Annotated in this window: 27 protein-coding genes and 1 pseudogene; 16 read left to right on the plus strand and 12 right to left on the minus strand. The window is 69.7% G+C overall.

The window, feature by feature from the left end; translation table 11 throughout:
* Nucleotides 1-218 precede the first annotated feature (218 nt).
* The 3 genes from MFF40_RS19025 to MFF40_RS19035 form a co-directional block, all read right to left on the minus strand.
* Entirely contained in the window at nucleotides 219-1,193 is a 975-nt protein-coding gene (locus MFF40_RS19025) for an ABC transporter substrate-binding protein (protein WP_147856248.1), read from the minus strand.
* A gap of 287 nt (nucleotides 1,194-1,480) precedes the next feature.
* Entirely contained in the window at nucleotides 1,481-2,185 is a 705-nt protein-coding gene (locus MFF40_RS19030; RefSeq protein WP_238261788.1) for an NUDIX hydrolase, read from the minus strand.
* On the minus strand, nucleotides 2,178-3,062 hold the full coding sequence (locus tag MFF40_RS19035) for a PhzF family phenazine biosynthesis protein (RefSeq protein ID WP_238261790.1): 885 nt from the start codon (nucleotides 3,060-3,062) through the stop codon (nucleotides 2,178-2,180). Before MFF40_RS19035 ends, MFF40_RS19030 begins: the two co-directional genes overlap by 8 nt.
* A 182-nt stretch (nucleotides 3,063-3,244) precedes the next feature.
* On the opposite strand from MFF40_RS19035, the gene MFF40_RS19040 reads away from it, so the two are divergent.
* Nucleotides 3,245-3,724: an OsmC family protein gene (locus MFF40_RS19040; RefSeq protein WP_238261792.1), complete on the plus strand. Its 480-nt coding sequence runs from the start codon at nucleotides 3,245-3,247 to the stop codon at nucleotides 3,722-3,724.
* A gap of 15 nt (nucleotides 3,725-3,739) precedes the next feature.
* Here the strand turns inward: MFF40_RS19040 and pdxY are convergent, their stop codons facing one another.
* From pdxY to MFF40_RS19055, 3 genes and pseudogenes are all read right to left on the minus strand, one after another.
* A complete protein-coding gene (pdxY, locus tag MFF40_RS19045; RefSeq protein WP_238261794.1) occupies nucleotides 3,740-4,588 on the minus strand; it encodes a pyridoxal kinase PdxY in 849 nt (282 codons plus the stop codon).
* A gap of 183 nt (nucleotides 4,589-4,771) precedes the next feature.
* Complete coding sequence (locus MFF40_RS19050) at nucleotides 4,772-5,371, minus strand: phospholipase A2 family protein (RefSeq protein WP_238261796.1); 600 nt, start codon at nucleotides 5,369-5,371, stop codon at nucleotides 4,772-4,774.
* A gap of 196 nt (nucleotides 5,372-5,567) precedes the next feature.
* Nucleotides 5,568-5,725 (minus strand): annotated as a pseudogene (locus tag MFF40_RS19055) (pyridoxal kinase); the annotation flags it as partial.
* 330 nt (nucleotides 5,726-6,055) lie between these two features.
* On the opposite strand from MFF40_RS19055, the gene MFF40_RS19060 reads away from it, so the two are divergent.
* Both MFF40_RS19060 and MFF40_RS19065 read left to right on the plus strand, forming a co-directional pair.
* Nucleotides 6,056-6,364 (plus strand): hypothetical protein, encoded by a 309-nt coding sequence (locus MFF40_RS19060; RefSeq protein WP_238261799.1) that lies wholly within the window; start codon nucleotides 6,056-6,058, stop codon nucleotides 6,362-6,364.
* 2 nt (nucleotides 6,365-6,366) lie between these two features.
* Nucleotides 6,367-7,443 (plus strand): hypothetical protein, encoded by a 1,077-nt coding sequence (locus tag MFF40_RS19065; protein WP_238261801.1) that lies wholly within the window; start codon nucleotides 6,367-6,369, stop codon nucleotides 7,441-7,443.
* Nucleotides 7,444-7,541: 98 nt separating this feature from the next.
* On the opposite strand, the gene MFF40_RS19070 is transcribed toward MFF40_RS19065, so the two are convergent.
* Both MFF40_RS19070 and MFF40_RS19075 read right to left on the minus strand, forming a co-directional pair.
* Nucleotides 7,542-7,820, minus strand: a complete 279-nt coding sequence (locus MFF40_RS19070) for a helix-turn-helix domain-containing protein (RefSeq protein ID WP_238261803.1) — start codon at nucleotides 7,818-7,820, stop codon at nucleotides 7,542-7,544.
* Between the two features lie 41 nt (nucleotides 7,821-7,861).
* Complete coding sequence (locus MFF40_RS19075; protein ID WP_238261805.1) at nucleotides 7,862-8,206, minus strand: type II toxin-antitoxin system RelE/ParE family toxin; 345 nt, start codon at nucleotides 8,204-8,206, stop codon at nucleotides 7,862-7,864.
* Nucleotides 8,207-8,357: 151 nt separating this feature from the next.
* Between MFF40_RS19075 and MFF40_RS19080 the strand changes: the two genes are divergently transcribed.
* The 6 genes from MFF40_RS19080 (at nucleotide 8,358) to MFF40_RS19105 (ending at nucleotide 12,794) form a co-directional block, all read left to right on the plus strand.
* The gene (locus MFF40_RS19080; protein ID WP_147855531.1) at nucleotides 8,358-8,879 is read left to right on the plus strand and encodes a DedA family protein; all 522 of its coding nucleotides are present in this window, start codon (nucleotides 8,358-8,360) and stop codon (nucleotides 8,877-8,879) included.
* Nucleotides 8,880-8,895: 16 nt separating this feature from the next.
* Nucleotides 8,896-9,672, plus strand: a complete 777-nt coding sequence (locus tag MFF40_RS19085; RefSeq protein ID WP_238261807.1) for a cobalamin-binding protein — start codon at nucleotides 8,896-8,898, stop codon at nucleotides 9,670-9,672.
* 120 nt (nucleotides 9,673-9,792) lie between these two features.
* Nucleotides 9,793-10,299, plus strand: coding sequence for an MmcB family DNA repair protein (locus MFF40_RS19090; RefSeq protein ID WP_147855529.1), 507 nt, complete (start codon nucleotides 9,793-9,795; stop codon nucleotides 10,297-10,299).
* 40 nt (nucleotides 10,300-10,339) lie between these two features.
* Nucleotides 10,340-10,756, plus strand: coding sequence for a putative toxin-antitoxin system toxin component, PIN family (locus MFF40_RS19095; protein ID WP_147855528.1), 417 nt, complete (start codon nucleotides 10,340-10,342; stop codon nucleotides 10,754-10,756).
* A gap of 3 nt (nucleotides 10,757-10,759) precedes the next feature.
* On the plus strand, nucleotides 10,760-11,005 hold the full coding sequence (locus MFF40_RS19100; RefSeq protein ID WP_147855527.1) for a YlcI/YnfO family protein: 246 nt from the start codon (nucleotides 10,760-10,762) through the stop codon (nucleotides 11,003-11,005).
* Between the two features lie 178 nt (nucleotides 11,006-11,183).
* The gene (locus MFF40_RS19105; protein WP_147899462.1) at nucleotides 11,184-12,794 is read left to right on the plus strand and encodes a Na+/H+ antiporter; all 1,611 of its coding nucleotides are present in this window, start codon (nucleotides 11,184-11,186) and stop codon (nucleotides 12,792-12,794) included.
* Nucleotides 12,795-12,938: 144 nt separating this feature from the next.
* Here MFF40_RS19105 and MFF40_RS19110 read toward each other — a convergent pair whose 3' ends face one another.
* Complete coding sequence (locus MFF40_RS19110) at nucleotides 12,939-13,214, minus strand: hypothetical protein (RefSeq protein ID WP_147855525.1); 276 nt, start codon at nucleotides 13,212-13,214, stop codon at nucleotides 12,939-12,941.
* Between the two features lie 153 nt (nucleotides 13,215-13,367).
* A complete protein-coding gene (locus tag MFF40_RS19115) occupies nucleotides 13,368-13,826 on the minus strand; it encodes a GNAT family N-acetyltransferase (RefSeq protein WP_238261809.1) in 459 nt (152 codons plus the stop codon).
* Between the two features lie 159 nt (nucleotides 13,827-13,985).
* Here MFF40_RS19115 and MFF40_RS19120 point away from each other — a divergent pair, with 159 nt between their 5' ends.
* The 3 genes from MFF40_RS19120 to glyS all read left to right on the plus strand — a co-directional run bounded on the left by MFF40_RS19120 (nucleotide 13,986) and on the right by glyS (nucleotide 17,657).
* A complete protein-coding gene (locus tag MFF40_RS19120; RefSeq protein ID WP_147855523.1) occupies nucleotides 13,986-14,897 on the plus strand; it encodes a glycine--tRNA ligase subunit alpha in 912 nt (303 codons plus the stop codon).
* Between the two features lie 68 nt (nucleotides 14,898-14,965).
* The gene (locus MFF40_RS19125) at nucleotides 14,966-15,409 is read left to right on the plus strand and encodes a nuclear transport factor 2 family protein (RefSeq protein WP_147855522.1); all 444 of its coding nucleotides are present in this window, start codon (nucleotides 14,966-14,968) and stop codon (nucleotides 15,407-15,409) included.
* A gap of 58 nt (nucleotides 15,410-15,467) precedes the next feature.
* On the plus strand, nucleotides 15,468-17,657 hold the full coding sequence (gene glyS, locus MFF40_RS19130) for a glycine--tRNA ligase subunit beta (RefSeq protein WP_238261811.1): 2,190 nt from the start codon (nucleotides 15,468-15,470) through the stop codon (nucleotides 17,655-17,657).
* Between the two features lie 302 nt (nucleotides 17,658-17,959).
* On the opposite strand, the gene otnC is transcribed toward glyS, so the two are convergent.
* Both otnC and MFF40_RS19140 read right to left on the minus strand, forming a co-directional pair.
* Nucleotides 17,960-18,640, minus strand: a complete 681-nt coding sequence (otnC, locus tag MFF40_RS19135; RefSeq protein ID WP_147857452.1) for a 3-oxo-tetronate 4-phosphate decarboxylase — start codon at nucleotides 18,638-18,640, stop codon at nucleotides 17,960-17,962.
* Complete coding sequence (locus MFF40_RS19140; protein ID WP_238261813.1) at nucleotides 18,637-19,644, minus strand: LacI family DNA-binding transcriptional regulator; 1,008 nt, start codon at nucleotides 19,642-19,644, stop codon at nucleotides 18,637-18,639. Before MFF40_RS19140 ends, otnC begins: the two co-directional genes overlap by 4 nt.
* Before the next feature lie 343 nt (nucleotides 19,645-19,987).
* Between MFF40_RS19140 and MFF40_RS19145 the strand changes: the two genes are divergently transcribed.
* The 4 genes from MFF40_RS19145 to otnK all read left to right on the plus strand — a co-directional run bounded on the left by MFF40_RS19145 (nucleotide 19,988) and on the right by otnK (nucleotide 24,503).
* Nucleotides 19,988-21,307: an MFS transporter gene (locus tag MFF40_RS19145; RefSeq protein WP_238261815.1), complete on the plus strand. Its 1,320-nt coding sequence runs from the start codon at nucleotides 19,988-19,990 to the stop codon at nucleotides 21,305-21,307.
* Between the two features lie 186 nt (nucleotides 21,308-21,493).
* The gene (gene ltnD / locus MFF40_RS19150; RefSeq protein WP_238261817.1) at nucleotides 21,494-22,408 is read left to right on the plus strand and encodes an L-threonate dehydrogenase; all 915 of its coding nucleotides are present in this window, start codon (nucleotides 21,494-21,496) and stop codon (nucleotides 22,406-22,408) included.
* Nucleotides 22,409-22,437: 29 nt separating this feature from the next.
* Nucleotides 22,438-23,220: a 2-oxo-tetronate isomerase gene (gene otnI, locus MFF40_RS19155; protein WP_238261819.1), complete on the plus strand. Its 783-nt coding sequence runs from the start codon at nucleotides 22,438-22,440 to the stop codon at nucleotides 23,218-23,220.
* Nucleotides 23,217-24,503, plus strand: coding sequence for a 3-oxo-tetronate kinase (otnK, locus tag MFF40_RS19160; protein WP_238261822.1), 1,287 nt, complete (start codon nucleotides 23,217-23,219; stop codon nucleotides 24,501-24,503). Before otnI ends, otnK begins: the two co-directional genes overlap by 4 nt.
* The last annotated feature ends 27 nt before the right edge of the window (nucleotides 24,504-24,530 follow it).

Below are 24,530 nucleotides of genomic sequence, written 5' to 3' on the forward strand. Positions count from 1 at the left end.
ACCTCAGAGCCATCGTCACTCAGACCGCCTGATCCCCTTCAAGCGATCGCCCTGCCCCGACGGGCGCAGAGTCTTCCCGGAGCAGAGGGATGGCAACCCGGCTTCAAAGTCATGGAAAGCCACGGGTGACGGCATCCCGCCGACACGTCCGGACGCGCATCGCGCGTGCCACGTCGGCTCGCGTCCGACGGATCCGCCCAGGCCGAAAGCATGCCACCTCAATTCGACGCCGCAGCCGTAAAACTCCGATCGACGGCTTGGCTCACGTCGAGCCGCTTGCCCAGGATGCCGTAGCGGGTGGCGCGATCGGACGCCTCCTGGACCTCCGCGACCACGCCGTCGTCGATCCCGATCGGGCTGGTCCGCTGCGCCGCATAGGCCGCGAGCAGCACATCCTCCGGCAGGCGGGTCAGGGCGGCGGTGCTCTTGGCGTATGCGGGGAGATGGTCGAGCGACCAGAGCCGGGCCTTGTTCAGGCGGTCCAGCAGGTCCTGCACGGCCGCCCGCTTGGTGGCGATGGCGCTGTCGGAGGCGACGACGAACGTGATGGTCGGCGTCAGGCCCGCGCCGTCGGCGATCACCCGGGCCTTGTCCTTCAGGGTCGCGAAGGAGACGTAGGGCTCCCACACCGCCCAGGCATCGACCGAGCCGGCGACCAGGGCGACCTTGGCGTCCACGGGGTTGAGGGCTGCGAAGGTGGCGCCCTCCAGGGTGATCCCGGCCTTCTCCAGGGTCGCGTCGATCAGGAACTGGCCCCAGCCGCCCCGGGTGCCGGCCAGGCGCTTGCCCGTGAGGTCGGCCGCCGACCGGATCGGGGAATCCTGGCGCACCAGGATCGCCTGGCTCCGCGGGTCGGACCTGGTGCCGCCGACCGCCTTGATCGGGGCGCCGGCCGCGTAGGCCGTGAGCAGCGACAGGTCGCCGGTATAGCCGACATCGAGGGCGCCGGCATTGAGCGCCTCCAGGATCGGCGCGGCGGCGGGGAATTCCGACCAGACGATGGTGTAGGGCAGGTCTTTTCCGTAGCCGGAGATCTCCAGCAGCGAGCGGTTGCCCCCCTTCTGGTCGCCGACCCGCAGCACCACCGGCTCGGCCGCGCGGGACGGGACGGCCGCCGACAGCATCAGGGCCGCGGCGAGCCAGGCGGCCGCGCGCCGGCGAGTCATTCTTTGGGCGTCAGGGAGGATGCGCATGCGGCCCATTTCATTGCCCGGCGCAGCGTGCGCGAGGGGTTCAGCGGAGCGGCCAAGTCTATGGAAGCGCCCGCGGCGAACAAGGAAACGGTTATCTGTATTGCTGGCGGACCGAGCGATCGTGTTTCGCGCGATCGGCACCGGCGAGAAGATCGGCATCGTTGCGGCAGGGCGCCCATATCCCTAGGAGGCCGTTCAACTCACAGCCTCTCAGGATGAGGGGGTGGGTGGGAGAGACACGCGTCCTGCAACCCGCCCAGCCTTCGCTGCCGCGGGCCTCCGACAGCCTAATCCCCAAAAGCATCCGCCAGATACGCGCGCACGAAGCCCGGCATCCGGGCCGCCTCGGGGCCGCCTGCGCCCCGCGCCACGTGGATCCCGGCGAGTTCCGGCTCCGCCTCCCGGCGGCGGTGGGCCTCGATGCGGGCGCACAGGGCGTCGGCCGTCTCCGGGAACCGCACCGGGCGCAGGAAGGCGAGCTGCCCCTCCCCGGCCAGCAGCACCCAGTCGGTCGCGGCATCCGCCGGCAGCGCCAGGCCGGTCTCCTCGGCGAGTTCCCGGGCGGCGCTGCCGGCGAGGTCGACGGTCTCGCCCCGCACGTCGTCGAGGTCGGGCGTGCCGCACGGGAAGTAGAGCTGGCCGGCATTGGCCGTGTGGGCGCCCATCGCGCCGAGCAGCACCGCGCCGTCCCGGCTCCAGGGCACGATCGCCGCGAAGGCGTTGACCACGCCGGCTTCCGGGCGGCCCCGGTCCCGGTAGGCGATGAAGCTGGAATAGCGGGCGGCAAACAGCTCCACCCGGGCGATCCCGGCCTCGACCGACCAGGCGCGGGCGAGCAGCACGGTGCCGTCGAACATCCCGGGGCTGCGGGCGCGCCGCGCCCGCCAGTGTTCGGCGATCGCGGCGGCGTGGTCCCGGGCGAACGGCCAGTCATGCGCGACGAGTCGCGCCGTGACCCCGGCGAGCCGGGTGATCCGGAAGCCGTCAGACACGCAAGGTCCCGTCCGACACGATCACGGCCGAGCCGCCGATCTCCACCGAGCGCAGGGCGCCGGCCGCGATCGTGAGCTGGAGCGCGATGGCGCTCGGCCGGCCCATGGCCTCGCCCTGGCGGATCGCCACGTCGTGGGTGCCCTCGCCCAGGGTCTCGAACTGCATCAGCACCCCCGCGAAGGCGGCGGCCGCCGAGCCGGTGGCGGGATCCTCCGCGATGCCGAGATGCGGCGCGAACATCCGCACCCGCCAGCTCTGGCCCGTCCCCTCGGGGTCCGGGGCGTAGAGGTAGAGCCCGTCCTGCGCCTCCGGGGCCGGGGCGGACCGGGCGGCGTCCAGCGCCGCCACCGTGGCCACCGGCACGCAGGTGAAGGACGGCCCGACCCCGTGGCGGCTCGGGACGTGCCGGCCGGTGCCGAGATCGCCGGGCTCGAGCCCGAGGAGCGGCGCCAGCACCGCCGGGTCCGGGCCGGCGCCCAGGAATTCCGGCAGGGCCGGCAGCTTGAACCGCGCCCGGCCGCCGCTGCCGTCGGACAACGTCTCGACCACGCAGGGCACGATCCCGATCCGCTCCTCCAGGCCGAAGGCCCGGGCATCGCCCTGGGACGGGTCCTCCAGGGCGAGCAGCACGGCGCTCCCCACGGTCGGGTGGCCGGCGAACGGCAGCTCGTGCCGCGGCGTGAAGATCCGCAGCCGCGCCCGCTGCCGTGCGTCGGTGGGCGGCAGCACGAACACCGTCTCGGACAGGTTGAACTCCGCCGCGATCGCCTGCATCGCGGCCGTGTCGAGCCCCTCGGCGTCGCGCACCACGGCCAGCGGGTTGCCGGCGAGTTTTTGGTCGGTGAACACGTCGAGGGTGACGAAGCGGCGCGCCATCGGTTCGATTCCCTTCGGTTCGAGCCCGCACGGATTCCGGCTGGCGGCCGTGATCCCGGCTCGGATAAGCTTGAGCCCGCCCCGACTCGCCGGGGCGGGCAGGATCGCGAGCGTAGCCGAGCGCGGACCGAAGTCCCAGCGCATCGGGATGAGGACGCGGACCGCACCACCGGGAGGGAGCCATGCCCGACACGGAGCACGCCTACGCGGTCACGGTGACCTGGACCGGCAACAAAGGGGCCGGCACCCGGACCCATCGCGGCTACGACCGCGCCTTCGAGGCCGCGGCCCCTGGCAAGCCCACGATCGCCGGCTCGTCCGACCCGGCCTTCCGGGGCGACCCGGCCCGCTGGAACCCGGAGGATCTGCTGGTGGCCTCGCTCTGCGCCTGCCACAAGCTCTGGTACCTCGGCCTGTGCGCGCAGGCCGGGATCGTGGTGACGGCCTACGCCGACACCGCCGAGGGCCGCATGACCGAGGAGCCCGGCGGCGGCGGCCAGTTCACCGCGGTCATCCTGCGCCCCCGGGTGACCGTCACGGCGGAGTCGGACGCCGAGGCCGCCCTGGCGCTGCACCACCGGGCGCACGCGCAGTGCTTCATCGCCCGCTCGGTGAACTTTGCGGTGACGCACGAACCGACCATCGTGCGGGAGGGGGATTGAGGGGGGCGCCGCCCCTCACACCGCCTCGACCGAAAAGGTCTCGCTCGGGCTCATATACTCGTCCTGCGCGGCCACGGTGAGGATCTCCCGGGAGCCCGCCGCCGCGGTGCGCTTCAGGAGGCCGTAGACCGAGGCGGCGGCCGCGCCCAAAGCCGTGGCGGCCGAGCCGGTGCGGGCGTAGTGGACCAGGAACAGGGCCGCGATGCAGTCGCCCGCCCCGTTCACCGCGATGGCGAGCCGCGGGGTGCGGACCCGGAACACCCGGCCCTCCGCCCCGGCCAGCAGGTCGATGCGGTCGGACGGCGTGTCGGCGCAGAGCGCCGAGGTGACCAGCACCACCCGGGGGCCCCTGGCCTGGAGCGCCGCGATCGCGGCCGCCGCCTCCGGCAGGGTCCGGCTCGGCAGGCCGGTGAGCCGGTCGAGCTCGAACTGGTTGGGGGTGAGGATGTCGGCCGCCGGGACCGCGCGCTCGCGCAGGAACGCCTCGATCCCCGGCCGCACGTAGACGCCCTCCGCGACGTCGCCGATCACCGGGTCGCAGCAATAGAGCGCCTGCGGGTTCGCAGCCCGCACGGAGGCCACCGCCTCCAGGATCGCCTCCCCGATCGCGGCCGAGCCCATGTAGCCCGACAGCACCGCGTCGCAGCTCGGAAACACCCCGCGCTCGCCGATGCCCCGCACCACGTCGCGGATCATGTCCGCCTCGAAGATCGGGCCGCGCCACGCCCCGTAGCCGGTGTGGTTGGAGAACTGCACCGTGTGGACCGGCCAGACCTCGACCCCGAGCCGCTGCATCGGAAAAACCGCCGACGCGTTGCCGACATGCCCGTAGGCGACGTGGGACTGGATCGACAGGACGTTCAACGCGGGTGATTCCCGGTGCCGTGGGGAGAGCCGAAGCTGTCGGCGATCCGGGGCGCGGGCGCAAGCGATGGGAGGCAAGCCCGGGGGCGCGCGGTCCGGACGGCCGGCCCGCATCGGGTTTGGCCCCCACAGCCGGCAGGCGGGCCGGACCGCGTCCCCCCTCGGCGGGACGCCGTGACCGGATCAGGGCGCGCGGCAGCGCATGGCCACCGTCGCCTGCGTGACGCTGAGCGCCCGGCGCCGCGTCTCCAGCGAGGCGCCCGGCGCGTCCGAGACGGACGCGGCCTCCCGCTTCAGCGTCGCGTCGCAGGCGCAGGAGCTGTAGCCGGCGGCGTCGTAGCAGGCGTCGTGGCGCATGCAGGCGGCGTCGAGGGCGTCGACCGGGGGCAGGCCTGCGCCGCGCTGGCCCTTGCCGCAGTAATTGCCGTGGAACAGGTCCTGGCCGGCCGCGACCTTGCCGAGATCGCCCTTGGGCGGCGCCGGCGCCTCCGCCTGCCCGCTCGGGTTGAGGTCGTTGGCCGGACCGCCCGCCTTGGAGCCGGACGCACGCAGCGTCTTGGGGATGCCGGAGCGCTCGCCGGGCTCGTTGAGGGCCTCGCCCGCCCGCCCGTTCGGATCCGACAGGTCCGGCAGCGGCGGCGGCGGCCCCGGACGGGGCTCGTCCGCCTCCAGGGTGGTATACGCCTCACCGGCGACGGCCTGCGCCCGGAGGGGCTGCGGGACGGCCAGGAGCGGGACGGCCAGGAGCGACAGCCCGAGAAGGACGCGGCGGATGGGTCTCACGGCAGGCTCCCGCATGTGGCGCCAGCAATGCGAAACCCGCCCGTTCCGTTCCGAAGTTGTTACGCTCAGTGGTGATGGGCTGGGGCCGCTACACGGGGTCGGGGCTGAGACCCAGGAGCCGGACATCGACCTGTTGCGGTTGCCGAAGACTTTGCCTCCGACGACGGCCCGTGCCGCCGGGTGCCCCCTGCGCCGCGAAGACCGGGCTGGGCCATGCCTCGGAGCCGGTGTGGTCGGAGACCTGCACCGTGTGGACCGGCCAGGCCTCGACCCCGAGCCGCCGCATCAGGAACACCTTGGCCGCCTTGCCGATAGGCCGTCGGCGACGTGGGACTGGATCGACAGGGCGTCCAACGCGGGTGATCCCCGATTCCGGGGGAGAGCCGAAGCTGTCGGCGATCCGGGGTGCGGGCGCAAACGCGGGGGTGGGTGGTTCGAGTTGGGCGGTCTGTGCTTGCTCAAACTGTCTGCGACGGGTGGTTGGGCGATAATCCGTCTACAGAGGGCGAGCCCGTGAAGCAGCCGTCAACGCTCCAGACGTTCACCACGTCATGGTATGCGATCACCAACAGAGTAGCCAATGCAAACGGGTTTCAGCGGCTCATGCCGGGTCCAGCATTAAATTAACAGATCCATACATCACGCGGCGTGTTGCATTTGCGCCCAGGATGGCGATGATGCCTTATGACTATCAGCCTGCCTTCCCGGTACGAAGATCTGGACGTCGCTTTTCGTGGCCGACTGAAGCCAAACCAGCCTTTGCTAGCAGCTGTGAAGGCTGCCTTCGCTGCGATGGAAATCAGCGGAGGTATTAGGTTTCTGCCTGTATTTGGTAGGAGCGGAAGCGGAAAATCGTCAGCTTCTTTAGAGATCGGAACGCACCTGCCAGATCTTTATGTGGAGCAGCTTCCTCGCCAGGCAATTGAAAATCCGCAAGCTCTTGACGATGCACTCGGAGAAATGCGGCGACGAGCCAAGAAAAAAAGCTCGTAGCGGTGATTGATCAATACGAAGAGGTTGCAACTCAGCGCACTAACGTGCCGTCCGCATTTGTTGAGTCTTTGAGTCTTCTCGACCGTTCCAATCCGAAGCCAGAGCCGACGCTGTTCATTTGGTTGACAACTGATCACGAGTTTCAGAGTTCATTGGAAGCCGCTACTTCTAGAAATCGACGGATACTCGCGACGAAAGGTTTTGAAGTCGAAGGTCTTCCAAGGGAAAACTGGCCGAGCATTATCGAAGAAAATTTCCGATTTCATAATCAAGATCGATTGTTGTCAGATTACGAAATACTTGATATTGATCTAAAAAGTATCTCTGATGAAGAGACTACGCTTGGCGATACAATAGAAGTAACCGGGCAACGACTTGCCCGATATGCTACGACGTTGCATGATTTATCTACATATCAGGTGATCATGCTTTGGCCTGTAACTGATGGCCTACGAATTTCGAGAATACAGCAATTTTCTGACCCCCGATCTGGATATAAACTTAACTGGGATGCCTGGTATCGACAACTTAACAGCGACGATCAAAATCAGCTTCCATTGCGCGAATTTAACAGAGCGCGGCTATATTTCGACGTAAGGCTGGTCCCAATAGCGGCAGCGGACTTGCATCCACTATGTAGAGAAATTGAAAAGGCAGAAGTTGAGCTTGGGGGCAGCTATCTCGCTCAGCTAAAGACAACGCATCTATATTCGATTGTGTCGGGAAACTGGTCGCCTGAGAAATACGCCCCGCTACGAGAGCGCGCATCCAAGCGTGCGACCGAGGCTCGCGACTGGTATGCTGAAGTCACGTCCAAACCCACTCAGCTGGGGCGACGCATAGCTCTATGCCTTAGCCAATTGGGCCTTTCAGCTAGCTATGAGCAAACGATCAACTCCGCTCATGGGAAAGTTAGGGCTGATATCCTTGTCGATCGGTCTCCGATTGCCCCAGCCAACGTGATACTGGAGATGAAGGCGTTTAGCCCTGAAAACACGATGCCCTCCACCATTGCTGCCCAAGTCCAGACAACGCTAAAGCGACACGCCCAATTCGCAGGATTTTTACAGCGGCAGTGATCGGACTGCCAACGAGTTGACGGATCCTGTCCGCTTTCCAGTGGTGGAAAATTTGTCGCGAACGGAAACCTCAAGTCGAAATCGGACCGTACCACCCTTCAGCCTTCACCCACCAGCAGCTCCTTCACCACAAGCGGATTCCGGTCCAAGAGCGCCAGCAGCACCCGGGCCGGCCCCTCCGGGCGGCGGCGGCCCTGCTCCCAGTTGCGCAGGGTCGAGACCGCGATCCCGATGCTCTGCGCGAAGCGAGCCTGCGAGGCGCCGGTGCGCCGCCGGATGGCGGCCACGTCGAGATCGGCGACGCGTGGCGCGTGCACCACAAGGCCCGGGACCGCCTCGCCGCGGGCATGGGCGAGCGCGTCCTGCAGGCCCGCCATGACGGTTTCAAACGCTTCGTTCTTCATCGATCCCTCGCCGATCACCGATCCCGGGCCGCTTTCCGGGCCTGCTTGATGGCCTTCGTCAGGCTGTGCATGGCGTTGATCTCGGCATCCGTGAAAGTTGCGCGTGCGGTCTTGCTCAGCACACCCAAGAGATAAGCGGGACTCTCGGCGCCGAGATAGGCCACCATCACGCGGTAGCCGCCCGAACCGGCGAAACGGATCTTGCGGACCCCACCCGAGCCCTGGACCAGATCGCCATCCTGGGGCGCGGCGGCAACCTGGTTCACGATCGCCGCGCGCTCGTCGTCCGACAGGCCGATCCGCCTGGCCGTGGTCAGGAAGGCGTTCGTCTCGACGACCGTATGGAGCGGCTTCTCCATGCCGGGAAGAATAAGCCCATGGCGCAGGCCCGTCCATGGCGACGCGTCCTTCCTGCACCTCCAGCGAAGCCCAAGTTCCCAAAAAGAACCCTTGTCCCCCGCCCTCCCCCACCTCAGATGGGTCCGATCCCCCCGCCGCCCCCCGAGCCCGATGGACATCGAAGCCCTGCGGACCTCCACCCTCGCCTTCGTCGAGGCGCACAAGGTCTGGACGCCGCTGATCGCCGGGGGGCTCGCCTTCTGCGAGTCGATCGCGATCCTGTCGCTGTTCGTGCCGGCCACCGTGATCCTGATCGGCATCGGCGCCCTGGTCGGGGGGGCCGACATCCCGCTCTGGCCGGTGATCGGCGCCGCCGCCCTGGGGGCCGCCCTGGGGGATTGGCTCTCCTACGAGGCCGGGCGCTGGGTCGGGCCGGGCGCCCGCACCAAGTGGCCCCTGCGGCGCTACCCCGACCTCGTTGCCAAGGCGGAACGCTTCATCGGCCGCTGGGGCATCGCCGCGGTGGCGCTGGGGCGCTTCTTCGGGCCGGCCCGGGCCCTGGTGCCGCTGCTCGCCGGCACCCTCGGGCTGGCCCGGCTGCCGTTCCAGCTGGCCAACGTCGCCTCGGCGCTGGTCTGGGCCTTCGTGCTGCTCGCCCCCGGGGCCGGGCTGCTCGCCTGGCTCGACCGGTGATCCGGCCGGCCCGCTGATGCGCCGCTTCCCGCCGGAGCGCATCGTCTGCCTCACCGAGGAGACCGTCGAGACCCTGTACCTCCTGGGTGAGGAGGACCGGATCGTCGGCGTCTCGGGCTACGCGGTGCGCCCGCCCCGGGTCCGGCGGGAGAAGCCCCGGGTCTCGGCCTTCACCAGCGCCGACCTCCCAAAAATCCTGGCGCTGGCGCCGGACCTCGTCCTGGCGTTCTCCGACCTCCAGGCCGACATCGTCGCCGATCTCGCCCGCGCGGGTATCGCCGTCCACCTGTTCAACCAGAGGGATGTGGCGGGCTGCCTGGCCATGGTCCGCACTTTGGGGGCCCTGGTCGGGGTTCCGGAGCGGGCCGACGCGCTCGCGCGGTTCTTCGAAGAATCCCTGCATTCCGCCGCCGCACAGGCCCCGACCCGGCCCAGACTTCGCGTTTACTTCGAAGAGTGGGACGCGCCGATGATCTCCGGAATCGGCTGGATCTCCGAATTAATCGGTTTCGCCGGCGGCCAGGACGTGTTCCCCGAGCTCAGCCGACAGCCGGCCGCGAAGGACCGGATCGTCACCGCCGACCAGGTGATCGCCGCCGCCCCCGACGTGATCCTGGCCTCCTGGTGCGGCAAGAAGGTCAACGTCGACCGCATCCGCGCCCGCCCCGGCTGGGACGCGATCCCGGCGGTGCGGACCGGCCGGATCCACGAGATCAAGGCCCCGCTGATCCTCCAGCCGGGCCCCGCCGCGCTCACCGACGGGTTTGCCGCGATCCGGTCGTTCCTGGCTTAAGTCTCTGCATTCACAGGGATGTTTTGCCGATGGGCCGGGGGCGATGCCGCGCCGCAGGTGACGAATCGGCCGCGTTTCGGCAGGATGTCCCGATTCGACACAGGCGCATCCCGCAACCGCATGTCCGCTTCCCTCGGCCTCCCCGCGCTCCCGGCGGGCGCCACGATCCTGCCCCCCGACCGGCGGCAATCGCCCACCGCCCTGCGGATCCAGCGCGGCGTGCGCCGCCTGTTCTCCGAGATGGGCTGCGTCACCCTGCCGGAATTCTCCCTGGTCAACGGCCGCCGCGCCGACGTGATCGCCCTGTGCGGCGCCGGCCGGCTCACCATCGTGGAGATCAAGTCGAGCGTCGCGGATTTCCGCGCCGACAGAAAGTGGCCTGATTACAGGGACTTCTGCGACCGGTTCTTCTTCGCCATCCCCGAGGACGTGCCCGAATCCCTGATCCCGGAAGAGTGCGGCCTGATCGTCGCCGACGGCTACGGCGCCGGCATCCTGCGGGAGGCGCCGGAGCACCCGCTCAGCGGCCCCCGCCGCAAGGCCGTCACCCTCCGCTTCGCCCACAGCGCCGCCCGCATCCTCCACGCGCTGGCCGACCCGGGCGCGGTGCGGGAGGGGGCGCTGTAGGGTACTGTACGGGGCCGCTCACACCGACTCGATCCCATGCATGCGTCTGGTCCTCGACACCAACATCCTCGTGGCCGCGCTGCGAAGCCCGGCGGGCGGTTCGGCTGCGCTGCTGCGCCGGATCAGGGCAGGCGAGTTCCGGATGCTTTTGAGCGTCCCGCTGTTCCTCGAATATGAGGCCGTCGCCCTGCGGCCGGAGCATCTGCGGGCAGCCCGGATCTCCGCGGCGGATGTCGGCAATGTCCTCAACGTGCTGGCCCTGTTCGCGGAGCCCGTCGTGATCCATTATCTCTGGTGGCCGCGGCTGCGGGATCCTGCGGACGAGATGGTGCTCGAAGTGGCGGTCAACGGACGGGCCGACGCGATCGTCACGTTCAACAGGGCGGATTTCGGGGCCGCCCCGTTGGGCTTCGGGATCGCCGTCGCCAGTCCGAGCGACGTCCTGCAAAGAGGCTGAAGGATGGATCGCGACGTTACGGTGCGCCTGCCCCATGGGCTGACCGATGCGGCCGAGCGGATCGCCCGCGAAGGCGGGACCACGCTCGATCAATTCGTCGCAACGGCCGTGGCCAAGAAGCTTTCGGCCATCACGTCGGCGGCGTTCCTCGCCGAACGCGGGGCGCGAGCGGATCTCGCCGCCTTCGATCGCCTCATGACCCGGCAGGGCGGTCTCCCGCCGGCGCTGGAGGATCGTCTTCGGGACTGATCCCCTGCCGGCTGTCGCGCGTCCGGGCTCCTCGATCGCTCGCTGATGCGGCGGTGATCTGGCGGCATAGCGGCGATCACCCGCTTCATCGGCAGGATTCGGCGAAAACGTTCGGCAGCCCGGCGAAACCTGCTTAGAATGGCCGAGCTTGCCGAAACTTCAGCGCCGAAACTAATCGATGACGCCCGTTGCCCTGTTCGAATTGATCCTCGCGCTCCTCGGGGCGGCCTTGCTGCTGTCTCTGATCGCCGGGCGGCTGGGGTTTCCCCCGGCCGCCGCCCTGGTGCTGGGCGGCATGGCGCTGGCGGTGGCGCCGGGCCTGCCGGCCTTCGATCTCGATCCGGACCTGATCATGGTCCTGTTCCTGCCGCCGCTGCTGCTCGAATCGGCCTACTTCACCGTCTGGCGCGACTTCCGCGCAAGCCTCGGCGCGATCCTGTCGCTCTCGCTCGGCGCGGTGCTGTTCACCACCCTGGTGGTCGGCCTCGTCGCCCACGCGGTGGTGCCGGCCCTGCCCTGGGCCGCCTGCTTCGCGCTCGGCGCCATCGTGTCGCCTCCGGACGCGGTCGCCGCCAAGGCGGTGCTGGCCCGGGTCGCCCTGCCCCGCCGGATGGTCACGGTCCTGGAGGGCGAGAGTCTCGTCAACGACGCCTCCGGCCTCGTGCTCTACCGGTTCGCCGTTGCGGCGGCGCTGACCGGCAGCTTCAGCGCCTGGGCGGCGGGGGGCAGCTTCGCCTGGCTGGCTGTGGCGGGCGTCGCGGTCGGGCTCGCCTGCGGCCTAGCGGTGAACGCGCTGGTGCGGCGCCTGCACGACGCCAACGCCGTGGCGGTGCTGAGTTTTCTGGCCTCCTACGCCGCCTACCTCGCCGCCGAGGAGATCCACGCCTCCGGGGTGCTCGCCGTGGTCGCCTGCGGGCTGATGATGGGCGGGCGCGAGCACGAGACCTTCGATGCCCATGTCCGGCGTCACGCCGTTTCGGTGTGGGAATTCGTGGTCTTCGTGCTGGAGGCCCTGGTCTTCGTGCTGATCGGGCTGGCCCTGCGCGGCGTGCTGGCCCGGTCCGGGGGCGACCTCGGCGCACTCGCCACGGGCCTGCCCCTGGCGGTCACCGTCACGGTGGCATGCGTGACCGCGCGGCTGCTCTGGGTGTTCCCCGCCGTCTACCTGCGGCGGACCCTGTCGGCCCGGGTTCGCGCCCAGGAGCCCCGCCCGGACCCGCGGGTGCCGCTGATCATCGGCTGGGCCGGCATGCGCGGGGTGGTGACCCTCGCCGCCGCCCTGGCACTGCCGGTGGACTTCCCGGGCCGCGACGCGATCCTGGTGGCGGCCTTCGCGGTGATCCTGTTCACCGTCCTGATCCAGGGTACGTCGCTCGGACCACTGATCCGGTGGCTGCGCCTCGACCCGCGCCAGAGCCTCCCCGAGGGCCATCTCGACGCCGCGATGGCCCGGGTGGTGATGAACGAGGCCGGGCTCGGTGCCCTTCAGCGGCTGGTGGCGCCCGGGTCCGGCGCCCTGCAGCATCCGCGTCTGGTGGAGGAATACCGTCGGCGGGTGCGGGCATCCTCCCGGGATCGCGACGAGCGCGGGGCCCTGGCCGCCGAGAAGACCGAGCATTTCGCAGCCGCGCTGCTGGCGGTGCGGTCCGGGCGCTCGGCGCTGATCGCCCTGCACCGGGAGAACCGCATCCACAGCTCGGTGCTGCGGGCCCTGGAAGGGGAGATCGACCTGGAGGAGCTTCACCTGAAGCGCCTGGCCGGCGAGGCTCCGACGCACGGCGCTGCCTAAGACCGAGCCCCGACCGGAGCGTCGGGGTCCTTAAGGCTGCGCTTTCGCGCCTCGTGCCGGATGTCGGAACCGGCATGATGCGCTGGCATCTTGATTGACATCGTCTGTTTCCGAAGGCCGGCGGCCACCGTTCGGAACGATGCTCTAGCGAGTGGTGCAGGCATCGGCCGGGTTGCTGTAGCCGCTGTAGACGACCCGCACCTTGCGCAGGCAGGGGGCCGCCTCCTTGGGCGCCGCCACGGGGGAGATCTCCACCGGCTCGATCCGCAGGCTCGCCGTGACGGTCGGCTCCTCCGGGGTCGCCAGCGCGCGGCTGGCGCTCATCACGAACGGGGTGGCGACCATCGCCGAGACGGCGAGCGCGGCCAGGACGGCGATGTTCTTGCGGCCGAAATCGTGACGCGTGCGAGCCTGATGCATGACCGGTGGTCCGTCGTGTTCGGCAGCGCTGAGGTGCCGAAATCCCCTGTTTGCGGCGATAACTTGGCCGCGAACTTGACGGTTCCCGCTATGCCGAGAAAACGGCCTCGCTTGCGTGCTTCGCCACACAAGCGAGGCGCAGGCGCGAAGGATTCAGACGATCTTCCGGTACTGCACGAAACCCGACCGCTCCGCGATCCGGTCGTAGAGCAGCATTGCGTCGGTATTGGTCTCGTGGGTCAACCAATGGACACGGGAGCAGCCCGCGGCTTTTGCGGCCTCGTAGACATGCGCAATCAGCCGACGGCCGATTCCCGCGCCACGGACTGTGTCCGCCACGAACAGGTCCTGCAGGTAGCAGTAATCGCCGATCGTCCAGGCCGAGCGGTGGCGGATGTGGTGGACCAGTCCGACCGCCTCGGCCCCCCGCCAGGCCAGGGCGCCGTCGACCGGTTCGGCCGGGTCGTTGAGGCGGGCCCAGGTGCAATCCGTGACCACCTCGGCGATCTCGACCTTGTAGAAGGCCTGGTAGCCCCGCCACAGCGGCAGCCACGCCGCCCGATCCTCCGGGCCGATCGGGCGGATCGCGATGGTCTCCGGTTCGATGGTCATGGTCCGCCTCTCCCGCATGGCACAGGGCGGAAGCTGACCACTCGCCGGACCCCGGACGCAAGCGCAACCGTGCGCGCGCTGCTGGCCCTCCGTCTTGCACCCCCCGCCGCCCGCACCTAAACCGACCCCCAGACCCGCATCGCCGAGCCGTCCCTGCCCATGTCCCACAAGAAATCGTTCCAGGGGCTGATCCTGACGCTGCAGGAGTTCTGGGCGGCGCAGGGCTGCGTGATCCTCCAGCCCTACGACATGGAGGTCGGCGCCGGCACGTTCCATCCGGCGACCACGCTGCGCGCCCTCGGGCCGAAGCCCTGGAAGGCGGCCTATGTCCAGCCGTCGCGCCGGCCCAAGGACGGCCGCTACGGCGAGAACCCCAACCGGCTCCAGCACTATTACCAGTTCCAGGTGATCCTGAAGCCGAACCCGCCGAACCTGCAGGAACTCTACCTCGCCTCCCTGGACGCGATCGGGGTCGACCTGAAGCTCCACGACATCCGCTTCGTCGAGGACGACTGGGAGAGCCCGACGCTCGGCGCCTGGGGCCTCGGCTGGGAATGCTGGTGCGACGGGATGGAGGTCAGCCAGTTCACCTACTTCCAACAGGTGGCCGGCTTCGAATGCGCCCCCGTGGCCGGCGAGCTGACCTACGGGCTCGAGCGGCTCGCCATGTACGTCCAGGGTGTCGAGAACGTCTACGACCTCGACTTCAACGGCGCCGAGGGCGCGGACCGGATCACCTACGGCGACGTGTTCCTGCAGGCCGAGCAGGAATATTCCCGGCACAACTTCGAGGCGGCCGACACGGCGATGCTGTTCCGCCAGTTCACCGACGCGGAGGCCGCCTGCCGGTCCTATCTCGACGCCGGCGCGCCCGCCGCCGAGACCGAGCGCCACCGCATGGCGCAGCCGGCCTACGACCAGTGCATCAAGGCAAGCCACGTCTTCAACCTGCTCGACGCCCGCGGGGTAATCTCGGTCACGGAGCGCCAGAGCTACATCCTGCGGGTGCGGGAACTCGCCAAGGCCTGCGGCGCGGCGTGGCTCAAGACGGCGGCCGGTGGAGCCCCTTGAGCCCTCGCGCGTTGCAACCCCCGCCAATCGGCGCGCTTCGGCGCGTCCGCAGACGCGGGAATCCCATGATGAAAAAGACCCTCCTCGCCCTCGGCGTCCTCGCGTTCGGTCTCGCCCCGGCGCACGCGGCCGACCCCGGCCCGGAGGCGGTGGTCAAGAAGCTTTATGCCGAACCGCGCCCGAATCACTCGGCCGTCTACACCAAGCGCCTCCAGGGCCTGTTCGACGCCGACGCCAAGCAGGCCAACGGCGCCACCGGCAGCCTCGACTTCGATTACCGCCTCAACGGCGAGCCCCTGAAGCCCGACACCGTGAAGGCCCTGACCTTCAAGGAGGCCACGGAGGGTAAGGACCAGGCGAAGGTCACGGTGGAGCGCAAGGGCGGGGACGGCTCGAAATCCATCGTCTTCGACCTCGTGCGCGAGGACGGAGCCTGGCGGGTGTCGGACGCCCACGCGATCGGCGATCGCAAATGGCAGCTCACCACCATCCTGAAGGGCGAGGCGCAATAAGGCCGGCCCCGGGCGTTCGACCCTCGACAGGCCAGCGGCGCGGCGATATGGCCGCGCCATGCCCGACCTCCTGCTCGAACTCCGCTCGGAAGAGATCCCCGCCCGCATGCAGCGGCGCGCGGCGGAGGATCTGAAGAAACTCGTCACCGACGCGCTGGTCGAGCGCGGCTTCCTGTACGAGGGCGCTAAGGCCTTCTCGACGCCGCGCCGCCTCGCCCTGCACATCGCCGGCCTGCCGGCTCGCGGCGAGGCCGTGCGCGAGGAGCGCCGCGGCCCGCGGGTCGGTGCCCCCGAGGCCGCCATCCAGGGGTTCTTGAAGGGCGCCGGCTTGGCGAGCCTGGATGAGGCCCAAAGAATCACTGATCCGAAGAAGGGCGAGTTCTATCTTGCGGTGATCGAGCGGCCCGGCCGCGAAACCCTGGATGTGCTGGCCGAACTCCTGCCCGAAATCATCAAAGGTTTTCCCTGGCCGAAGGCGATGCGCTGGGGCGCGGCCTCGGCCCAGCCCGGCGCCCTGCGCTGGGTGCGGCCGCTGCAAACGATCGTCGCGACCTTCGGGCCGGAGACCGAGACCCCCGAGGTGGTGCCATTCGCGGTCGGCGGCATCGCGGCCGGGACCGTCACCTACGGCCACCGCTTCCTGGCGCCGGGCCCGATCGAGGTCCGCCGGTTCGACGACTACATCCAGGTCCTGGAGCGCGCGAAGGTCATCCTCGACGCCGACCGGCGCAAGGACGTGATCCTGCACGACGCCCGCGACCTCGCCTTCGCGCGCGGCCTCGACCTCGTGGAGGACGAGGGCCTGCTGGAGGAGGTGGCCGGCTTGGTGGAATGGCCGGTGGTGCTCATGGGCTCCTTCGACGCGGCCTTCCTCGACATCCCGGCCGAGGCGATCCGGGCGACCATCCGGGCGAACCAGAAGTGCTTCGTCCTGCGCAAGGGGCACGCGGCGGGCGGCTCGGAGGATCTGGCCCCCGCCTTCATCCTGGTCTCGAATCTTGTGGCGTCTGACGGCGGCCAGGCGATCACCGCCGGCAACGAGCGGGTGGTGCGGGCGCGCCTGTCGGACGCGAAGTTCTTCTGGGAGACCGACAAGGCGATCCGCCTGGAAAACCGTCTGCCCAAGCTCGACAGCATCGTCTTCCACGAAAAACTCGGCACCCAGGGTGAGCGGATCGCCCGCATCGCCGCCCTGGCGCAGGAGCTGGCGCCCCTGGTCGGGGCCGATCCGGCCCTGGCCGAACGCGCGGCGCGCCTCGCCAAGGCCGATCTCGTCACCGAGATGGTCGGCGAGTTCCCGGAGTTGCAGGGGCTGATGGGGCGCAAATACGCGGCGCTCCAGGGCGAGCACGGAAGCGTCTGCGCGGCCATCGAGGAACATTACAAGCCGGTCGGCCCCTCCGACCGGGTGCCGAGCGACCCGGTCTCGATCGCGGTGGCGCTGGCCGACAAGCTCGACACGCTAGTGGGCTTCTGGGCGATCGACGAGAAGCCGACCGGGAGCAAGGACCCGTATGCGCTGCGGCGAGCGGCGCTGGGGGTGATTCGGTTGCTGCTCGCCAACGAGATGCGCCTCGATCTACGGGCTCAGGCCGCCGAGCAGACGGCTCATGTCCAGGCCCTGACTGATACGCCGGAGGCCTATGATGAAGTCCGGGATCCGACGTCAGGACGTACGACGCGAACGGTAAAGAAGAGCGTCTGCGAGCGTAACGCGAAAGATCTTCTCGTCTTCTTCGCAGACCGCCTCAAAGTCTACCTACGCGACCAGGGCGCCCGGCACGACCTGATCGACGCGGTCTTCGCGCTGCCCGGCCAGGACGACCTGCTGATGGTGGTGCGCCGGGTTGAGGCGCTCCAAAAATTCCTCGACACGGACGATGGAAAAAACCTGCTCGCCGGGGTCAAGCGCGCCTCGAACATCCTGCGGATCGAGGAGAAGAAGGACGGCCGCGCCTACGATGCCGCGCCCGATTCCGCGCTTGCGGCGTCCGGCGAGCCGGCCGAGCGGGCGCTCGCCGAGGCCCTGGCGGGCGCCGCCGCGACGGCATCGCAAGCCATCGCGACCGAGGACTTTGCCGGGGCGATGCGCGCACTCTCGACGCTGCGCGCGCCGGTCGACGCCTTCTTCCAGGACGTGACCGTCAACGCCCCCGCCCCGAAGCTCCGCGAGAACCGCCTGCTGCTGCTCAACGCGCTCCGCGCCGCGACCCGCGCCGTGGCGGATTTCTCGAAGATCGAGGGATAGCGGCTGCAGTCCCTCCCGCCCCCTCATTCTGAGGCGCGAGCGCAGCGAGCCTCGAAGGAGGGCTCCAGGGATCGCGCGGCCGGCTGGAGGGCTCCTTCGAGGCAGCTGCGCAGCACCTCAGGATGAGGGGGATTGGTTGGAGGCCGCGCGGTTTTCACGCGATCGCCAAGCGTTTTCCCCGTCATTGCGAGCGCAGCGAAGCAACCCAGCGTGGCGCCACGCTCGGCGATGGCGCGCTGCCCTGGGTCACTGCGCTAAGCGCGTGATGATTGTGAGGTCGAACCCTTCAACCGGAAGTGGCCTCACCCGTGATCGTGCCCGGCATGATCCTCCACTTCCGGCAGGGTCAGCCCGAAATGGCTGACGAGATCCGCCACCTGCCCGGGGCTCAGCTGCCGCGGGTTGAGGTTGCGAAGCAGCAAGTAAAGCTTGGCGGTCTCCTCCAGCTCCTCGGTGGCGAAGACTGCGGCCTCCAGGCTGTCGCCGGCCACCACCGGGCCGTGATTGGCGAGCAGCACCGAACTGTACCGGCCGGCGAGCCCCCGGATCGCGTCCGCCACGGCCGGGTCGCCCGGGCGGTAATACGGCACCAGCGCGGTGCCGCCGGTGCGCATCAGGTAATAGGGCGTCAGCGGCGGCAGCACCTGGCGCGGGTCGATCTCCGGCAGCATCGAGACAGCCACCGCGTGGGTCGAGTGCAGGTGCACGATCGCCTTGGCCCCGCCCCGGCTCTCGTAGAGTGCCGTGTGCAGCGGGATTTCCTTCGTCGGCTTGTCGCCCGAGACCAGCCGGCCGTCCGCGTCCAGCCGCGAGATCCGGGCCGGGTCGAGGAAGCCCAGCGACGCGTTGGTCGGCGTCACCAGCCAGCCGCCGTCGGGCAGGCGCAGCGAGATGTTGCCCGACGAGCCCGGGGTCAGGCCGCGCTCGAACAGCGAGCGGCCGTAGCGGCAGATGTCTTCGCGCAGCCGGCTCTCGTCGCTCATGCGGTCGCTCCCTCGATCAGCTCGAATCCGAGATCAATGCGCTTGGGACCTTCGCCGATCAGGCAGGCGGCCGCCTGCCGGCCGATCTCCAGGCGCGGCGTGCGCACCGTCGACAGGGGCTGGGGCATCGCCGCCGCGAAGTCGAGCCCGTTGAAGCCGAACAGGGCAATCCGCCCCGGCACGCTCAAGCCCGCCGCCAGGCAGGCGAAATAGCCGCCGAGCGCCATGTCGTCGTTGGAGAAATACACCGCGTCGAGATCCGGATGGTGCGCCAGCAGCGCCTCCAGCCCGGCTCGGCCGGAACCGGGCGAAGACGGCCCGGGTCTGATTTCTCTGCCGTGGAGCGACAAGCCGGCCTCGCCCAAGGCGGCCTCGAACCCGGCGAGGCGCTTGGCGGCCCGCAGGTCCACCTGCAAATCGTGGCCGAGATAGGCGATGCGCCGATAGCCGCGCTCCACGAGGTGCCGGGCGCTCGCCGCCCCCACCGCCCGGTTGGAGAAGCCGACCACGGCGTCGATCCCCACGCCATCCGTGTCGATCATCTCGACCACGCGCACGCCCCCGGCCTTCGCCAGGGCCACGGTCCCGGGATTGTGCTCCAACCCGGTCAGCAGCAGCGCGGCCGGGCGCCACGACAGGAGCGCGGCGGCGAGCGCCTCCTCCCGGTCCGGGTCGTAGTCGCTCACCCCGATCACGCAGCGAATACCCGCGGCGTCCAGCGCACCGGTCAGCCCGCGCAGCAGGTCGGGAAAGACCACGTTGGCGAGCGACGGCACGATCACCCCGGCCAGCTGCGCGCTCGCCCCCGGTCCCGCGAGGCTGCCGGCCAGCCGGTTCGGCACGTAGCCGAGCCGGGCCACGGCCTCGGCCACCCGCTCCCGGGCGCGCTTCGAAGAGGAACCGTGGTTGCGTAGGACCCGCGACACCGTGCTCTCGCCAACCCCCGCCTCACGGGCGACGTCGGTGAGCGTCACGAGCCGCCCCGGCGGCTGGAATCCGTCCATCTCCCGGCCTTTTTTTGCGACTCCTCCTTCACCTCCCACCCGTGCCCTCATCCTGCGGTGCCCGCGCCAGCGGGCCTCGAAGAAGCCTTCCAGAGGTCGGCGTGGTCCCTGGAGGGCTCCTTCGAGGCGGCTTCGCCGCACCTCATGATGAGGGGGTTAAATCGGAGGCAGGGCTCGCCTTCGGCGGCGCCTTACACCCCGACATAGCGTCCTGCATTATTCCGCACAACCGGATTGGCAGCGCTGCCAAAAACAGTTACAGCCGCCGCCAGCGCCGCCGAAACGAGTGGCGAAGACCATTCTCCGCCCGCCTCTTACGGCGTGCGGACCAGGGAGAACGCCGATGTCGGTTCAAGCCGCCCCGCTGCGGGGCGCTCCCCTCGCGGAGAAAAAAACCTTCGTCGACCGGACCTACGCGAAGGTGTTCTGGCGCCTCGTGCCGTTCCTGATGCTCTGCTACGTGGTGGCGTATCTGGACCGGGTGAATGTGGGCTTCGCCAAGCTCCAGATGTCCCAGGAGCTGAAGTTCTCCGAGACGGTCTACGGCCTCGGCGCCGGCATTTTCTTTCTGGGCTACTTCCTGTTCGAGGTGCCGTCGAACGTGATCCTGCACCGGGTCGGCGCCCGGGTCTGGATCGCCCGGATCATGATCACCTGGGGGGTGATCTCCGGCGCCTTCGTGTTCGTGAACTCGGAATGGACCTTCTACGGGATGCGCTTCCTGCTCGGCCTGGCCGAGGCGGGCTTCTACCCGGGCGTGATCCTGTACACGACGCAGTGGTTTCCGGCCCACCGCCGGGCCAAGGTCATCGCGGTGTTCATGGCGGCGATCCCGATCTCGGGCATCTTCGGCAACCCGCTCTCCGGCTGGATCATGGACGCGTTCAACGGCGCCTACGGCCTGTCCGGCTGGCAGTGGATGTTCTTGGTCGAGGCGGTGCCGGCGGTGCTGATCGGCGTCGCGGTGTTCCTCTACCTCGACAACCGTCCGTCGGAGGCCAAGTGGCTGACCGACGCCGAGAAGCAGGTGCTGGCGCGCGACATCGCCGCCGACAACCATGGTAAGGAATCGAGCCCGCACTCCATCGCCACCGTGTTCCGCAACGGCCGCGTCTGGTTCATGAGCCTGATCTACTTCGCCTTCGTCACCGGCCAGTACGGCCTGACCTTCTGGCTGCCGACGATCGTCAAGGCGTCCGGCGTGCAGGGCAACCTCAATATCGGCCTGATCAGCGCGATCCCGTTCCTGTGCGCGGCCGTCGTGATGGTCCTATTGGGCCTCAGCGCCGACCGGATGCGCGAGCGCCGCTGGCACCTCATCATCCCAGCGCTCATCGGCGCCGTCGGCTTCGTGGTCTCGGCGAGCGCGGGCTCGACCACGGTCGCCGTGGCCGCACTCTCGGTGGCGGCGGCGGGCGTGCTGACCTGCTCGCCCCTGTTCTGGTCCCTGCCCACCGCCTTCCTGAGCGGCGCGGGGGCTGCGGCCGGCATCGCGCTGATCAACTCGGTGGGGAACCTCGCGGGCTTCGTCAGCCCCTACGTCATCGGGGCGCTGCGCGACGCCACCGGCAGCACCGCGGCCGGGATGTACGCGCTCGCGGTGATGCTGGTGGTCGGCTCGGTCTGCGTGTTCGTGACGCCGGCCAAGATGGTCAACCGCTGAGGCTCTGATCCTCATCCGCGACTGGCTCCCTCTCCCGTGCGGGAGAGGGTTGGGGTGAGGGACCAGGTTTTTCCGGACAGGTCGCACCCCTCACCCTGTCCCTCTCCCGCACGGGAGAGGGGACCTGCGCCTCTCTCGGGGGATCCCGAGCCGGCGGCCTCAATCTCAAGAGCAGGACCCAACCCGATGGCCACCACCACGCAGACAGGCCGCGCCGCGGTGATCGGCCTCGGCTCCATGGGTTCCGGCATGGCGGGCTCGCTCCTGCGGGCCGGTTTCTCCGTCGCCGCCTGCGACGTGAACCCGGAGGCCGTCGCCCGCTTCCGGGAGGCGGGCGGGACCGCAGCGGCCCATCCCGCAGAGGCTGCCGACGGCGCCGACGTGGTGGTGAGTGTGGTCGTCAACGCCGCCCAGACCGAGGCGGTGCTGTTCGGCGAGCATGGCGCCGCCGCGGCGATGCCGGAGGGCGCCGTGTTCGTCTCCTCGGCCACCATGGATCCGGCTGTTGCCCGCGCTCTGGCGGCGCGGCTGGAGGCCACCGGACGCCACTATCTCGACGCCCCGATGAGCGGCGGCGCCGCCCGTGCGGCCGATGGCGGCCTGACCTTCCTGGCCTCGGGTTCGCCCGCCGCCTTCGCCAAGGCCCGCCCCGCCCTCGATGCCATGGCGGGCACGCTCTATGAGCTCGGCGACGCGGCCGGCCAGGGCGCGGCCTTCAAGATGATCAACCAGCTGCTGGCCGGGGTCCACATCGCCGCCGCCTGCGAGGCGATGAGCTTCGCCGCCAAGCAGGGCCTCGACCTGGCCCGCGTCTACGAGGTGATCACCAAGTCGGCCGGCAATTCCTGGATGTTCGAGAACCGGGTGCCCCACATCCTGGACGCCGACTACGCGCCGAAGAGCGCCGTCGACATCTTCGTCAAGGACCTCGGCATCGTGCAGGACATGGCCCGGGCCGAGAAATACCCGGTCCCGGTGGCCGCGGCGGCGCTCCAGATGTTCTTGATGGCGTCCGGCGCCGGCATGGGCCGGGACGACGACGCGTCCGTGGCGCGACTCTACGCGCAGGTCTCGGGCGCCAAGCTGCCGGGGCAGAAGTAACCGGATCGAGCGCAGGGAGTCCGAAAAAAATGCCGCGCTTTGCCGCCAATCTCAGCCTGATGTTCAACGAGGTGCCGTTCCTCGACCGCTTCGAGGCGGCGGCCCGGGCCGGCTTCGACGCCGTCGAGTTCCTGTTCCCCTACGAGTACCCGCCCGAGGCCATCGCCGAGCGGCTCCGAGCGAACGGCCTGACCCAGGCGCTGTTCAACCTGCCCCCGGGGGATTTCGCCAAAGGCGAGCGCGGCTTGGCGGCGTTGCCTGAACGGTTGGATGAGCTGAAGGCGGGGGTCGATACGGCGCTGCGCTACGCCGAGGCGACCTGCGTCGCCCGGCTGCACCTGATGGCGGGCCTCGCCCCGCACGATGACGCCAAAGCCGCCGAGGCCTATAGGCGGGCGGTGGCCTGGACGGCGGAGCGCCTGGGTGCGGCCGGCCTCGACCTCGTGCTCGAGCCGATCAACGGCCGCAACATGCCGGGCTACTTTTTGAACGATTTCGGTCGGGCCGCCGATCTCATCCATGAGCTGGCGCTGCCGAACCTGAAGCTGCAGTTCGACCTCTACCATTGCCAGATCCTGCACGGTGACGTGACCATGCGGCTGCGCGCGCTGATGCCGATCGTCGGCCATGTCCAGACCGCGAGCGTGCCCGAACGGCACGAGCCCGGCACCGGCGAGATGAACGACGCGTTCCTGTTCGACGAACTGGACCGGCTCGGCTACGCCGGGTTCGTCGGCTGCGAGTACATCCCGGCCGCCGACACCGTGGCCGGCCTCGGCTGGCTCGCCGCCTACAAGGGGAGTGCCCGATGAGCCTCGCGCTGGGATGCGTCGCCGACGACTACACGGGCGCCTCGGACCTCGCCAACACCCTGACCAAGGCGGGCCTGCGCACGATCCAGACCATCGGCGTGCCGGCGGATGACCGCGCCCTGCCGGATGCCGACGCGGTGGTGGTGGCTTTGAAGAGCCGCTCGATCCCGGCCGAGGAGGCCGTGACGCGCTCCCGCGAGGCGGAGGGCTGGCTGCGCGCCCGAGGCGCCGCCCACGTGATGTTCAAGGTCTGCTCGACCTTCGATTCGACCGACGCCGGCAATATCGGCCCGGTCATGGACGCCCTGCGGGAAGCGGCCGGCGAACCGATCGCGCTGGTCACTCCGGCCTTCCCGGAGACGGGCCGCAGCGTCTACCAGGGCAACCTGTTCGTCGGCGCGGTGCCGCTGAACGAGAGCCCGCTGAAGGACCACCCGCTCAACCCCATGCGCGACGCCAACCTGGTGCGCGTCCTGGCGCGCCAGAGCGCCGGCCCGGTCGGCCTCGTGGATACCGCCACGGTTGCCCGCGGCGCCGAGGCCGTGGCGGCCCGGCTCGACGCCCTGGCGGCAGAGGGCAAGCGGGCGGCCATCGCGGACGCGATCTTCGACAGCGATCTTGAAGTGCTCGGTCGGGCGATCCTCACGAAGCGCTTCTCGGTGGGGGCCTCGGGGCTCGGGCTCGGGCTCGCCCGCGCCCTCGTGGCCGACGGGCGCGGCACACCGGATGCGGCCGGCGGCGCCCTCGGCGAACCGGTGGGCGGCGCCGCGGCCTGCCTCGCCGGCAGCTGCTCGCAGGCGACCCTCCAGCAGATCGCCGCCGCGGAGGCGCTGATGCCGGTGCTGCGCCTCGACACGGCGGCCCTGCTCGGCGGCGCCGATGCGGTGGCGCGCGTGGTCGGAGAGGTCCTGGCCTTCGCTGAAGAACGTCTGGCCGCCGGCCCGGTGCTGATCGCCTCCTCGGCGACCCCCGAGGCGGTGCGCGCCCTCCAGGCGGAGCACGGGATCGACGCGACCGGCCACGCCATCGAGGCGGCGCTGGCCGCCATCGCCGAGGGGCTGGTCGCCCGCGGCGTGCGCCGGCTCGTGGTGGCCGGGGGCGAGACCTCGGGCGCCGTGGTCGACCGGCTGGGGCTCCGGGCGTTCCTGGTCGGCCCCGAGATCGCCGCGGGCGTGCCGATCCTGCGCACCGCCGGCCGGCCGGAGCCGATGCTGCTCGCGCTGAAATCCGGCAATTTCGGCGGCCCGGATTTTTTCGGGCGCGCCCTGGACATGATGGCCTGACGCGGCAAACCATCGGACGAAGAGGTT

Origin of the sequence: Methylobacterium mesophilicum (assembly GCF_022179445.1) — a bacterium.
GTDB classification, from domain to species: Bacteria; Pseudomonadota; Alphaproteobacteria; order Rhizobiales; family Beijerinckiaceae; genus Methylobacterium; species Methylobacterium mesophilicum.